Origin of the sequence: Aureibacter tunicatorum (assembly GCF_036492635.1) — a bacterium.
Classification (GTDB): Bacteria; Bacteroidota; Bacteroidia; order Cytophagales; family Cyclobacteriaceae; genus Aureibacter; species Aureibacter tunicatorum.
Genome location: NZ_AP025305.1, coordinates 3,668,598 through 3,681,594, shown reverse-complemented (window position 1 = coordinate 3,681,594; position 12,997 = coordinate 3,668,598). Strand labels below are relative to the sequence as shown.

Below are 12,997 nucleotides of genomic sequence, written 5' to 3'. Positions count from 1 at the left end.
TGTAGGTTAAGAATCGAGTAAAAAGTGTTTCCTACATTTACTTTCGAAATACGAAGAGGTACAGGAATGAGGAATATTGGAGTTACTTTTATTTTACTGTTTTGTTGTTTGACAAATGCATTTAGCCAAGGGGTTAAAGGAAAAGTTTTTGACGATGAAGGGGAGCCATTGATAGGGGCTACCGTGAGAATTGAAAATACGACGATAGGAGAGAGCACGGGATTGGATGGAAGCTTTCAGTTGAAGTTGTCTTCCAATGCGAAATACAGAGTGATCGCTAGCTATGTGAGCTATGAAGATAAAGTGCTCGAAGTGGATGTGAATGGAAGCTGGGAAGAGGTGAATTTTGTATTGAGCAGCTCTTTGCAGCAACTTGATGAAATCGTAGTCACTGCCAATCAGGATAGAAGCACAGACATGAGCGCTCGAAAGACAGAGAAAATGGCTCCTAGAGTGATGTCTGTGGTATCAGCCAAGACAATCGAATTATCTCCCGATCTTAATGTGGCGAATGTCGTCCAAAGGGTATCGGGTGTTTCCTTGGAGAGAAACAATTCCGGCGATGGCCAATTCGCAATCGTAAGAGGTATGGACAAGCGTTATAACTATACTTTGGTGAATGGTGTGAAAATACCATCTCCTGATAATAAAAACCGTTATGTTCCTTTGGATTTATTCCCTTCTGATTTATTGGATAGATTGGAAGTTACCAAAGCATTGACGCCTGATATGGAAGGGGATGCCGTCGGAGGTGTGATTAACATGGAGATGAAAGACGCTCCCGAGCAGTATTCAGGCCAATTCAATCTGGCGTTGGGTTACAATACTTTGATGAACAATCAGGATTTTCTGACATGGGACAAGTCTGGAAATATGGTCCAGCCTCCTTCTTGGAAACATGGTGGCGGTCATAGCGCGACTGTAGGGAAAGATTTTGGTTTCAACCATTTGGTGCTTGACAGAATAAATTTAGCGCCAAACACAGTGCTTGGAGGTTCCATAGGGAATAGGTTTTTGGACAATAAGCTTGGAGTGATATTGGCGGGAAGCTACCAGCAAACATACAGAGGTTCTGAGAGTGTGTTTTTCCAAGCAGCCATGTCTCCAAACGCTTCTGGGAGAACAGAGCTTCAAAATATGGAAGAGAGAACCTATTCTCAAATACAAAAGCGAGCTGGAGTGCACTCGAAGATCGATTATAGAATTAATCCGAATCATAATATCAGTTTGTATAACGCATTTGTCTACTTGCAAAATGATCAGGTAAGAGACGTGTTGAGAACGAGAGTATGGGGTTCTTACGATCCAATCAATGGCAACGCAGGTGAAATGTCTGCGATAACAAGGTATCGAATTACACGCCAGCAGATTTTGACTTCGACGCTTAAAGGTGATCATAAGTTGAACAACTGGTTGAAGGCTGATTGGGCGGGAGTTTACTCTTTTGCCAAGAATCAAATTCCTGACAATACCAGATTTTCAAGAAACTTATCGATGGAGAATTGGGAATACACCCCTGAAAGAATAGCCGGAAGAAGTTCTTTGAGAAGACAATGGGATGAAAATGAGGATAGAGACGTGCAAATGTACGGTAACTTCATTATGACGCCGGATTTGAATTTTGCTACCGAGTCAGAGTTTAAAGTAGGAGGAATGATGAGGCTTAAGAATCGAACCAACGACTATGAGCGATACACATTCAATGCATCCAATGGCCGAACGATGGTGAAAGGTGTTGATTGGCATGATATCTCAGATGTGGATTGGGTGATTGAAACGCCTTTGGGATCCAGTCCGGCATTGAACAAGTATGAGGCGCATGAAGATATTTACGCTGCTTACGCTCAGTTTAGATTCTTGTTTGAGGATAAGTTTCAAGTATTGGGTGGGGTGCGTATGGAGCATACAAGCACGGGATACACGATGTTGGACCCAAGCAACCCGGTAGTGGAGCAAGGTATCGCAAGCAAGGATTATAACTACACGGACATCTTGCCAAGTTTGCATTTGAAATACAATATCAATCCGAAATCAAGTTTGAGATCATCATATTTCGCGTCAGTCATCAGACCGGGTTTTGCCGAATTTGTGCCGATAGTCAATGGTGATACGGAGACGGATTATTTGGAATCGGGCAACCCGTTTGTGGAAAGAACTCATGCGCATAACTTTGATTTAAGGTACGAGCTTTTTCCGTCGGGTATGGACAAATTCATGATTGGAGGTTTTTACAAGAGAATTATCAATCCAATAGAGTATGTGCTGAACCTTTCTCGTGGCGAGATTTTGCCTGAAAACCTTGGAGATGCGACGAACATAGGTTTGGAAGTTGATGTTATCAAATACTTCAATAAGATCGGATTCAGCGCCAATTATACTTTTACTCATTCGGAAATCACTTCAGACAAGACCATAGTGGAGCGTCAAGATCCAAGCGATCCAAACTCTGATATTACCGCTCGCACAGTGAGAGAAACGAGGTCCTTGCAAGGTCAAGCGGCGCATATCGCAAACATATCCTTATTGTACAAGGATATGGACACAGGATGGAATGCTCAGATCGCCAGCGTATTCACAGGCGACAGAATACATGAAGTGTCGGCATATTACCAAAATGATATTTGGCAAAAAGGCTTCTGGCAATTGGACGTGTCGGTAGAGAAGGAAATGAAAAACGGGTTAACGGTTTACTTGAAAGCGAACAACTTGCTGGACAATGCCTACGAATTGGAAATTCGCCAGCCATTAAGCAATAGCGAAGCGCTTACACCGTACCAAGGCAATACAGGAGATAATATCTTGGTGAGAAGAGACTTGTATGGAAGACAATTCTTGCTGGGAATGAAATACAATTTTTAAGACAAAATTAACCAATAAATACCTAATCACTTAATTACAATGAAAGCTAGTAATCTTTTTAAGAATTTCGCAGCCAAGGCGCTGTTGATGCTGATGGCTATCGCGTTTGTTTCTTGCTCGGACGATACCAATGAAGGCAATGGAGGAGACAACGGAGGCGGGGGAGACCAAGATATCCCAGAAGGCGCGATTCCTATTGGAGGGGTTGTGGACCAAGATTTGACATTGGAATCAGGAAATGTGTACTGGTTAGGCGAAAACTTGATCGTGACGGAAGGCCATGATTTGAATGTGGAGCCGGGTGTTACAGTAATCGCTGATCCGACAAATGTGCCTGAAATTGTTGCAAGAGGTAATTTTTACGCTTGGGGTACTCAAGAAGAGCCAATTTTATTTACTGTGCCTGATGAGTTCAAAACAGACAACAACATTTATGGAGCTGTATGGGGCGGTATCATGGGAGGTGAAACTACCGAAGAAATGGCGATGACTTATGTGACAGTCGAGTATTCAGGAGGCCCGGCGAATGCGAACTCTGAAGCTGTGAGATTAGGGAAATTGGATGTGGGTGAATTGCTTTATTCAGTATTTTTCAATAACAACCAAGGAAAGCTTTACATGGAGAATTCTACAGTTGCCCATTCTGGAGGTGACGCTATCTATGTGGAAAGAGGACAAGTGGAATTGTTTCACAATGTAGTAGCTTATACGGGAGTGACTGAGGATGAGGCTTTCAATTTCAAGCAAGGAACGACAGGCGATTGCGCATTCAACTTGATGTATTCTATCGCTACTAATGGAATTAAAATAGGTTTCTCCAAGCCTATCGAAGGCGACCCGCAGACAAATGTGAACATGTACAATAATACGATGGCTTTCTGTGGGTGGAGAAGAGATGGCGAAAGAGGCGGATCAATTAATATTGAAAAAGGCGCTAGAGGAAAGATCTTCAACAACTTGGTAGTGAATGGCAAGTACGGAACGAAAGTGGATGCTTCTAGTGATTTGAACAACACTTGGGTTGGGCACAACTACTACTATGGTGAAGTGGATGATTCTAAGAGCACTGGATATGTGCCTCATCATGGTATCTTGCCTAACAGGGAAGAGCCAACAGCTGGAGATGAAATGTTCTGGGAAGTATTCAACGCAGCATGCAATGTGTTTGATGGACAGGATATCCTTGGAAGAGACGATGTTGAAGATCCTTTGTTTGTAAACTTTGATGTGGACCACCCGACAAATCCAAATGGCGAGCCTTCTTTGGAGTTGGATTATAAAACGTTGGATTTTAGCTTGAGATCAGACTCTCCGGCAGCTAATATTGGAACTACAGACATTGAACCGAATGCAGTTTTCACTGAAATCGGAGGAAAGACAATTACCATCCCTTCTCCTGCGGAGTACGCTGGCGCTTATGCTCCAAAGTAGAATGTAATTAAAAAGTAGGGAAAATTTTTTGATGGTTGCGCGACCTGTGATGGGTCGCGCATTTTTTGTTGAAAGAAGTCAGGAGAGTTAAGACTTGAATAAGTTTTTGCACTTGTCCGCCCATTTTTCCCAAATGAATTCGATACGAGTCGTTCGTCTTGTGGAGGCATTGGCCAAGTCCATTGGTTGATAATAAGTCCATTTTTGGTCGCTTTCGGCATTGGCTCTGGTGATTCGATTCCAGCTTTTGATAGCATGAAGCGTGCCTTTGAAGGTCCAGCTTTGTCGTTGAATATTCCAGTTGTCGGGAGCCAATTTTCTAGCTGCATCAAAGTGCTGCTCCGCTTCTTGCTTATGACCGATTTGAAGCAAGTGAAGTCCCAGCTTGAAATGCGCTAAAGCTTTGAAGTCCTCTGCGTTTTGCATTCTCGTGTTGAGAGATAGTTTTTCTTGGCTTTGCTTGATATCATCGGTGAGCCCGAATTTTACCCACTTTTTAGTTGCATCCCCGAATGCGTTGCTGCCGAATTTAGTTGTTGATACCAAATTTTTAATTTCATGTTCTTGAGCATAAGCTGCTTCGTTTACTCGGACGATTTTTCCATTTTCATCTATCCAAGCCCCTGTAGGCACATTTACCCAGCCGAACAAGGAGCTGATCTTGTGGCTTGGGTCGACGATGCATTTGAAGGTGGCTTTGGCATCGACAAACCACTTTCGCGCGACTTCTTCGCCTTGCGAATCCTGCGCTACGCAAATGATTTCGAAATTGGGGTCGTTCAATTCTTCATAGATCTTTTGCCAAGACTTAAGGTCAAATCTGCAACCGCACCAAGTCGCCCAAGTGACAATGAGAACTTTTTTGCCTTTGAGCTTTGACAAGGTTACCGTTTCGCCATGAATATCCAACATGGAAAAGTCGGGAGCAAGGTTTGATTCCAGCATTTTGCTTCTGCGTTCAGGAAGAATTCCAAGGCTCCAAATGGACTTGTCTTTGTTGTTCACGCAAGCTTGGCCAAGGTATTGGGAAATAGCGGACACATTGATCCATTTTTCATTGTCAATGGATTGCGTCCAGCCTTGTTGATGTGCGGGTATGCAAATATCCAATTCCGGGTAACATATCCCGCTGGATTTTAATTCGTAGCCAGTGGAAGCTTTCAATTCGCTTTCCTTAATCCATAATTTTCCATCTGAAAGCTTGGACGCTTCAACACTTGTCTTGTTGTCGTTGGCGAGAATAGTCGCGAATGTCGTTTTCATAGTTCTGAGATGTTTATAACGGGGCCGCGTTGTGATTGATGATGCAAAGGTAGGCTATGAAAGTGTGAAGAAATTTAACCTATGTTAAAAATGATATTATCATTCGTAAGATCTTTTGCCAAGACAAGATTTAGACTCTGTCAATGTTGTGATCGTATTCGACTCAAGCTTTGTTGCGTGATGCCCAAATAGCTGGCGATATGACCAAGATTGACTCTTTGGAGAATATCCGGATGCGTTTCAAGTAGTTTGTCATATCTTTCTTTCGCGCTGCGGATTTGTATGTCCACCAATCGATCAGCGATATTTATCGCCGCGTCTATCAAGTAGTCTTGCAAGAATCGATTGAATTCTGGGCTTTCTGACTGTATTCGCTCAAGAATTTTTTTATTGAGCATTATAATCTCGCAGTCTTCCAAAGCTTGGATGCCATAATGCGAGGGCTCTTCTTTTATCAAACTGGAAAGTATGGTTAGACTGTCGCCTTCGCTGGAAAACCAATGCGATATGTTGTTCCCTTTTTGATCATAATAAAATGTTCTCAATATGCCTTTGTTGATAAAATATACATGCCTGCATATTTTGTTAGTTTCCAATAGCATTTCGTTTTTATTGACAATGGCTTTCTCTCCATTTTTCAATAAGATGTCTAGCGCTTTTGCATTAATATTGTCCATTTTATTATATCAGTAATAAACGATGGTATTGAGTGTTTCACGCATGAACTAGAAAGAAGGTTTGTTGCAAAGGCATTTATCTTATCCATTGAGAGGGCTCCTTATTGAGTTCCCGGATGGTGTTGAAGACATCATGAGCAATCAGTGGAAGTTCTTTGATATCGCGAGTGAATTGTATTCTTCTTAATTCCAGTACAGGCGCGGGAATACGCCAATCTCCAAGCCTGTCGTATTTGTACCAAGCGCCCATAGTTTCGAATTGTCGGCCTTGATTCCTTTTGCCGGGGTAGTCGTCTTGGGTCATCATATCTCTGCCAAGAGCTATATTACGTACCCAAGCGGCTCGGTTTAGTCCATTGATTTCATGGCAGGAAGCGGTTGGCTGTCCTTGGCGAATGCCTTTTTGGAATACTTGCTGATGCATCTCCATTTTAGTTCCGCAGGGAGGCGAAAAATTAACATGTTCGAATAGTTTGACAAATAGCTCTCCGTCATTTTCGCTGAACATGAATACTTCTTCAGGAGGCATCAGCTTGAATGTCATGGCAAAGTCTGTTCTGGCCATGATGGGGAAGTAGCTTTTGGGATAGCTTTGAAAATTTACCATAGGGCACTCAAGGTAATGAATCATGTAAGCGAATAGGTTTTTCAGTTCTTCGCTGGGCTCCCAGTTCGGCTCGGAGATGTGCTTTTTCTTGAAGCTTTCCAAAGCTTTCAATGCTTTGGGAAAGGCAGAGGTCATGGAGTCTTTTTCTTGATAAGCCGGAGGATCATGCACATCGGCTATTCGAGTGAATCGACTATGGGCTTTTTGACTTGGAGAATGATTGCCGGATATTTCCATAAGGTTGCTCATCTTGGTGAGATGGACGCCGACAGTCGCTTGAGGGTGGAGATCAGGCACGTTTTCAGCATCGATCATCGTGAATGGCTTTCTTAGATCTCCTGCGTATTCATAGTGTCTTAGGTCATTAAGGCTATTTGGATGCTTTTGAGCATCTTGATGCATATGATCCACGAGTTCGACGATGCTTTGAAAGGTTCTTTGTAGCTTTTGTTCTCCATCGTCTGTTTCTTGAAACGCATCGGTGACGAATTCAGGAACTGATTCCGATGAGGGGCGGTCGGCGGTAAGCTCATAACCTTTGCTTTTCATTAGGACATCTCTTGCATTGTGGGGCTTTCTATAACTTATGCCTCTTCTCAATAGTCCTTCGAAAAAGGATTGATCGTCGCGAGGTTTCCAGGTTCTCCAATTTTTAACTTCCACCTCGAATCCCACGGCTCTTTGCACTACGCCTTTAGCTTGGCTTGAACTTGTTCGTTTTTTCTTTTGAAAAGGCTGTCGAGATTCGTACATGGATTGCTTAGGTGCTTATCTAAAATAAACGATCCATGCTTATTTTGTTCTGTCAATGGCTTTTTACCTTTAATAGCTCACCATTTGAAAAGTGAAATATTAATATTAATGTCACATTTACGTGTTTATTTTTATGGATGCCTGGCTTCCATTTAGGCATGTTTTTCACTTTTTCATAGCAAGATTTATTTATATCATTTGAAATGCCATAAAGTATGTTAGGATTTGTGACCTTGCCTTTTTTGTCAATAGTCAAGTTGATAAATACTCTGCCATGATGTTCGTGATATTTCTTATTTAACTTTAATTTTTTTGAAAAATATTCTGTTAAGTCATTATCATAAACTCTTAATTTTGGTTTGGAATCCACATGACAGAATAAAATATTTCCGCTTGAAGTACATTCAATGCCTCCATTTCCATCAAGATAACAAGCGTTATTCATGCTTTTTTTTGAAAAGCAAGCAGTAAAAATTAGTATAATAACGATGATGAAAAATTGCTTGAAAAAAATCATGACAAACAAGTGCTAGTTGAAAAAATATGCTATTGGTCTAAAGATTGAGTTTGGTGGATTGTGATCTTATTTTTTGAATTTTTCCATCCGCCGAACTTGTGCATTTCGACGGATGAATATATTAGTTTTTTTGGAAAATTGAAAGGTGAATCTCTTCGCCCATTTCGGCTTCCAGATTTTTTGTTTGCTCGATGAGTTTCAATCCATGTCCTTCAAATGATTTGATATACTCGTAATTCAATAACCAAGGAGGTCCGTTTTCGTAACTTCTTTCTTCTTTTCGTATTTCTGTGATCACAACCAGCTTTCCTTGTTCAGCGACAAAGTCCGAAATATTGCCAATCAATGTTTTCTCATACTTGGGAGGAAGCGCTTGGATAGTGAAAATCTCCAAGACAAAGTCGAATCGGTGTTTCCAAGCAGGAACGCCTTGAATCAAGTCTGCCTGAACAAATTCAACCTTGGATTGCGGAAATCTTTTTTTGCAAAGCTCAATAGCGCTTTCGGAAACATCAAATGCCGTCACTTCAAATCCATGAGATTCAAGCTCAATGGAGTCGTCTCCCATTCCGCAACCAATGACAAGCGCTTTTTTCCCTTGTCCATCAAGAGGGTATTTGTCTATCCAATCTTTGAAGAAAGGATGCGGAGCCATATTGGCCCAAGGAACACCTTCGCCTTCTTGGTTGGAGTTGGAATAAAGCGTTTCAAACCAATCATTCGGTTTATCTTCCTTCACGCCTAATTTATTTTTTGTATTCTCGTCCATCTATAACTTTATGATTCAGTTTGCATATTGATTCTAAACAAGCATATACGGCAGTTGGGGCAATTCAGTTTGGGTGTATTTAAATACTGTCCTTGTTTTGGCGGATGATGGAAGTCCATTTTTGAGCAAGTTCAAGCGCTTTTTTATCATTATTTTTTTCAGCGTATTCGGTGATTTTTTCAGTCCAAATTTGTATTGTTCCAGAGTTCAAGTATTTATAATATTTGCTTACTAAGCAGTCGGCTTCTCTTACAAATTTGCCTAGATCAGGATTCTCACTAAAAATCGTTAGCAATAAGCTTTTGAAAGTCAATGCTACTTTAGCCATTTCAATATCGGAGTTGTTAATGTTATCCTGAATTTTTTGATCGATAGGATTAAGATCATACAATCCACCTATTGAGTCAAAATAGACATCAAAAAGCTTAGTATTTACGTCGAATTCTCCATGTTTTTTCTTATACAGGTTTATGTTGTTGATTAAATGGCAGAATGGAATCGAGTGTTGATCTGTGATGTAATTGCAAGTAAGTTCCCAATTTTGAGAAGAGCTTAACAGGTCAGAAGGTTGAGTATTATAATATCCTTTAAGGATTTCCTTTGCTTCTAGAGAATGAGGATTGATGCTTCGTAGATAATTTGTTATAAGTCCATAATCAAGTTCTCCATTTCGAATTCTCTTTTTCCAACTCATAAAATTATCATTTTCGCTGAGTGCTTGATTTCCAAGTTCTATGAAACTGTCAATGTCGTGGTAGCCAATTGCTTTGTGAATGATTTTTCCATTGAAGTTCAGGATAAGAAAATGGGGAAAGGAATTGATCTCGTAATCTTTTAGCACTTTACATTTCTTAATGTTCTTCAGGTTCACATGCACCTTGGCTAAGATGAATTTGTCTTCATAAAATGTATTAATGCTATCGTTTGGGAGTATATATTTTTCCATTTTTTTACAAGGACCGCAAAAAGAGCTGGAAAAATAAATGAATATTAGCTTGTTTTCAGATTTCGCCTTCGTTTTGAGTTCTTGAAACAATTTTTCATTAATTGTTATGTCATTAAAATCAATTGCAAAAGTGTAATCTGCGAAAGCGAATAGTAGTATAAAAATGAAGGACAAGTATTTTTTCATTTGAGTCATAGCTTTATTTATGATGAATATTTCTAAGTATGATACTCTATTGAATGAAAAATAGATTTGAAAGTGAATTTTAAGATAATATAGGTTTAATTGTCCTTGAGTCAAAAAGAATTTGATTAAGATTTATTGATTCAAAATGCATCATTTTTTAGAGGCTTCGTCTTTGGGGGTGAAGTCACTAAAAATATGAAATGATGAAAAGCATTAATAAATTACCAGTAGCTATCATTGGCGCCGGGCCGGTTGGTTTGGCTGCGGCTGCACACTTGGCTAAGAATAATATGCCTTTTATGCTATTTGAGGCAGGTAATTCAGTGGGAACGAATTTCCTTTCTTGGGGGCATGTGAGAGTTTTTTCTCCTTGGAAATACAATATTGACAAAGTAGCAAGAGAATTGTTGTTGGCAAATGGATGGAAAGCGCCTGAAGATGATCATATCGCAAGCGGAAAAGAAATCGTAAATGAGTATTTTGGACCTTTGGCATCTTTGCCAATGATAGCTTCACACATTCGATTCAATGCCAAGGTTGTTTCTATTGGAAGAAAAGGCGTTGATAAAATGAAAACTAGAGGCAGAGAAGAAAAGCCTTTTTCCATTAAGGTGAATGAAAATGGCAAAGTCAGTTACTATGAAGCAAAAGCTGTAATAGATTCTTCTGGCACATGGAATCAACCTAATCCAGTTGGTTCTGGCGGAGTATTTGCGGAAGGGGAACAAGAATTGAGCGAGCATATTTTTTATGGTATTCCAAATGTCAAACAGTCGGCTTTGGAAAGGTATAAGGATAAGAATGTAGTTGTGGTCGGAGGAGGACATTCGGCGATTAATGCACTGCTTGATTTATCGGAGGTGCAAGAGAGGTATCCCGATACAGAATTAAACTGGGTGTTAAGAAAAGCTGATGTTTCGATGGTGTACGGAGGTCAACAGGCCGATGCATTAGAGGCGAGGGGAGCTTTGGGGATTCGAATAGAAAAATTGGTGAAAAGTGGAAAGTTGAATATACACACTCCTTTTCACATCTTGAAAATTTCGAAAACGACTGAAGGAATAAAAGTAGAAGGAGAACTGAACGGTAAAGAACATGTGATATCTGGTGTCGATGAAATTATTAGCAATACCGGTTCTAGACCTGATTTGGATATGATTCGAGAAGTTAGAGTGGATTTAGATTCATCTTTGGAGTCAGTATTTGACTTGGCTGAATTAATTGACCCTAATATACATAGTTGTGGTACGGTTCGACCTCATGGAGAAAAAGAATTAAGACATCCTGAAAAGGATTTTTATATAGTTGGATCTAAAAGTTACGGAAGAGCGCCTACGTTCTTGATGGCAACGGGCTATGAGCAAGTTCGTTCTATCGTCGCGTATTTGAAAGGCGATGTGGATGCAGCGGAACGAGTAGAATTGGATTTGCCTCAAACAGGTGTTTGCAGTTCCAATTTGGGGAGCAAAAAGATTGCGGATGGTTCTGGATTGGCTTGTTGCGGGACCGCTAATACAGAAGAAAAAACCATTTTAAAAGCTAGCTGTTGTTAAAGAATTTTAAGATTTGTAAAGGTTTAGTTATTAAATGAATAGTTGTGAAAGTAAGAAAATCAGATAAAACGAAAGAGGTTCTAGTACAAAGTACGATAGGCTGTTGTTCCAAAGTATCACATCATGAAGTTGAGAATGATAAGCTTGATAATAAGATTTGTTGCGTATCTGTGGCGCAGCAAAAAGTCAAGGAGAATAAACCAAGCTTTGATGCTGAATGTTGTTCATGATGAAGTAGTCTCTCTGTGAAGAGAGACTCTTTTATTAACCAAAAAAACGACATAACTTAGACACAATGAAGGAGTCGCAAATACAAGAACTATATAATCCGTTATTTTTATATGTTAGAAAGCGAATTAATAATCAGGAGGATGCGGAAGACTTGACACAAGAAGTATTTTTAAAACTCTCGAAGTCAGACAGTGATAAAGTCGATAGCCTTAAAAGCTGGGTTTACACTATTGCCAAAAATACCATTACCGATTATTATAGAAAAAAGAAGCTTCAAACAGAAGTAATAGAAGATAATACATTTGTAGATGAATATAATGAGAATAATGTGGTAGAGGAGTTGGGGGGATGTATTGCCGCTTATTTGGACAAACTGCCGGATGATTACCGCGAGCTTATGAAGTTGTCTGAAATAGAAGGAGTGCCTCAAAAAGAAATCGCCAAGCAATTAGGACTGAATTATGTCACTGTCCGTTCGAAAATACAACGCGGAAGAAAAAAGCTGAAAAACATATTCTCAGATTGTTGCACAGTGTCTCAAGGAGGAAAAGGAAGCATAATGAGTTATGAAGAGAAAAGCAATTGTTCCAGTAATGCGGACGATGGTGTTTGCTAGGTAAGTTAAGTCGCAGTTTGGAACACTTCCTATTTTTTCACTAGCTCATAATTTGAATCGAAAATGTGGTAATCGATTTCCGCTTTTTGTTTTTCACTTACATATTTTTTGCAATCGTTCAAGTTATTGAAAACCTTGTAAACTTCTCCCCAACCTGTATAAATATTTTTATTAATAGTCAGAACTTGGCCGAATCGATGGTTTGTCAACATAAGAACAAATTGGCCAGTCTTGATCTTTGGTTGTTGCATTTCAAGTATGTTTTCAGGTATGAATTTTTTTACCCAAAAACCTCTGATTTCAGACGCTTGTTGTTTGGGGCTTTTGAACCATTTACGATGGATTTTTAATATTTGCCCTTCAAATTCGATTTCGATTGATGTTCGTTTAATGTCAAAATGAATGAATTTACATTGTTGAACAGGATGAGAAATTTTTAAAAACCGTTCACCCCAGATATGTTTGATTTCGGGGTGAGTTTCAAGCCACTTTTGCATTTGTTTTCGAAACTCGATCCCGAGATTAGATTTGAGTTGGAGCATTGATATTAAGGCTAATGATTTGATTTTTAATTCAAGCAATGATTTGT

At 39.8% G+C, this 12,997-nt stretch carries 11 protein-coding genes; 4 read left to right on the top strand and 7 right to left on the bottom strand.

Features of this window, described 5'->3' with window-relative positions:
- Positions 1–24 precede the first annotated feature (24 nt).
- Positions 25–2,859 carry a TonB-dependent receptor gene (locus AABK36_RS15525; protein WP_309937964.1) on the top strand — a complete coding sequence of 945 codons (2,835 nt, stop codon included), beginning with the start codon at positions 25–27 and terminating at the stop codon, positions 2,857–2,859.
- A gap of 39 nt (positions 2,860–2,898) precedes the next feature.
- Entirely contained in the window at positions 2,899–4,290 is a 1,392-nt protein-coding gene (locus AABK36_RS15520; RefSeq protein ID WP_309937965.1) for a hypothetical protein, read from the top strand.
- An 87-nt stretch (positions 4,291–4,377) separates the two neighbouring features.
- On the opposite strand, the gene AABK36_RS15515 is transcribed toward AABK36_RS15520, so the two are convergent.
- From AABK36_RS15515 to AABK36_RS15490, 6 genes are all read right to left on the bottom strand, one after another.
- Positions 4,378–5,553 carry a redoxin domain-containing protein gene (locus AABK36_RS15515; RefSeq protein ID WP_309937966.1) on the bottom strand — a complete coding sequence of 392 codons (1,176 nt, stop codon included), beginning with the start codon at positions 5,551–5,553 and terminating at the stop codon, positions 4,378–4,380.
- Positions 5,554–5,693: 140 nt separating this feature from the next.
- Positions 5,694–6,230 carry a Crp/Fnr family transcriptional regulator gene (locus AABK36_RS15510; RefSeq protein WP_309937968.1) on the bottom strand — a complete coding sequence of 179 codons (537 nt, stop codon included), beginning with the start codon at positions 6,228–6,230 and terminating at the stop codon, positions 5,694–5,696.
- A 76-nt stretch (positions 6,231–6,306) separates the two neighbouring features.
- On the bottom strand, positions 6,307–7,590 hold the full coding sequence (locus tag AABK36_RS15505; RefSeq protein WP_309937969.1) for a hypothetical protein: 1,284 nt from the start codon (positions 7,588–7,590) through the stop codon (positions 6,307–6,309).
- 52 nt (positions 7,591–7,642) lie between these two features.
- A complete protein-coding gene (locus tag AABK36_RS15500; protein WP_309937970.1) occupies positions 7,643–8,035 on the bottom strand; it encodes an energy transducer TonB in 393 nt (130 codons plus the stop codon).
- A gap of 193 nt (positions 8,036–8,228) precedes the next feature.
- Positions 8,229–8,876 carry a class I SAM-dependent methyltransferase gene (locus AABK36_RS15495; protein ID WP_309937971.1) on the bottom strand — a complete coding sequence of 216 codons (648 nt, stop codon included), beginning with the start codon at positions 8,874–8,876 and terminating at the stop codon, positions 8,229–8,231.
- Positions 8,877–8,955: 79 nt separating this feature from the next.
- On the bottom strand, positions 8,956–10,008 hold the full coding sequence (locus AABK36_RS15490; protein WP_338390282.1) for a thioredoxin family protein: 1,053 nt from the start codon (positions 10,006–10,008) through the stop codon (positions 8,956–8,958).
- A gap of 200 nt (positions 10,009–10,208) precedes the next feature.
- Here AABK36_RS15490 and AABK36_RS15485 point away from each other — a divergent pair, with 200 nt between their 5' ends.
- Positions 10,209–11,561 (top strand): NAD(P)-binding domain-containing protein, encoded by a 1,353-nt coding sequence (locus tag AABK36_RS15485; protein WP_338390281.1) that lies wholly within the window; start codon positions 10,209–10,211, stop codon positions 11,559–11,561.
- Positions 11,562–11,856: 295 nt separating this feature from the next.
- Positions 11,857–12,408 (top strand): RNA polymerase sigma factor SigZ, encoded by a 552-nt coding sequence (gene sigZ / locus AABK36_RS15480; RefSeq protein WP_309937974.1) that lies wholly within the window; start codon positions 11,857–11,859, stop codon positions 12,406–12,408.
- Positions 12,409–12,437: 29 nt separating this feature from the next.
- Here the strand turns inward: sigZ and AABK36_RS15475 are convergent, their stop codons facing one another.
- Positions 12,438–12,905 carry a hypothetical protein gene (locus AABK36_RS15475; protein ID WP_309937975.1) on the bottom strand — a complete coding sequence of 156 codons (468 nt, stop codon included), beginning with the start codon at positions 12,903–12,905 and terminating at the stop codon, positions 12,438–12,440.
- Positions 12,906–12,997: the final 92 nt, after the last annotated feature.

What these genes read in the sequence shown, in the direction of transcription:
- sigZ (WP_309937974.1), top strand. Translation starts at nt 11,857, where the DNA reads ATGAAGGAGTCGCAAATACAAGAACTATATAATCCGTTATTTTTATAT.
- AABK36_RS15520 (WP_309937965.1), top strand. Translation starts at nt 2,899, where the DNA reads ATGAAAGCTAGTAATCTTTTTAAGAATTTCGCAGCCAAGGCGCTGTTG.
- AABK36_RS15500 (WP_309937970.1), bottom strand. Translation starts at nt 8,035, where the DNA reads ATGAATAACGCTTGTTATCTTGATGGAAATGGAGGCATTGAATGTACT.
- AABK36_RS15510 (WP_309937968.1), bottom strand. Translation starts at nt 6,230, where the DNA reads ATGGACAATATTAATGCAAAAGCGCTAGACATCTTATTGAAAAATGGA.
- AABK36_RS15490 (WP_338390282.1), bottom strand. Translation starts at nt 10,008, where the DNA reads ATGAAAAAATACTTGTCCTTCATTTTTATACTACTATTCGCTTTCGCA.
- AABK36_RS15495 (WP_309937971.1), bottom strand. Translation starts at nt 8,876, where the DNA reads ATGGACGAGAATACAAAAAATAAATTAGGCGTGAAGGAAGATAAACCG.
- AABK36_RS15505 (WP_309937969.1), bottom strand. Translation starts at nt 7,590, where the DNA reads ATGTACGAATCTCGACAGCCTTTTCAAAAGAAAAAACGAACAAGTTCA.
- AABK36_RS15475 (WP_309937975.1), bottom strand. Translation starts at nt 12,905, where the DNA reads ATGCAAAAGTGGCTTGAAACTCACCCCGAAATCAAACATATCTGGGGT.
- AABK36_RS15485 (WP_338390281.1), top strand. Translation starts at nt 10,209, where the DNA reads ATGATGAAAAGCATTAATAAATTACCAGTAGCTATCATTGGCGCCGGG.
- AABK36_RS15515 (WP_309937966.1), bottom strand. Translation starts at nt 5,553, where the DNA reads ATGAAAACGACATTCGCGACTATTCTCGCCAACGACAACAAGACAAGT.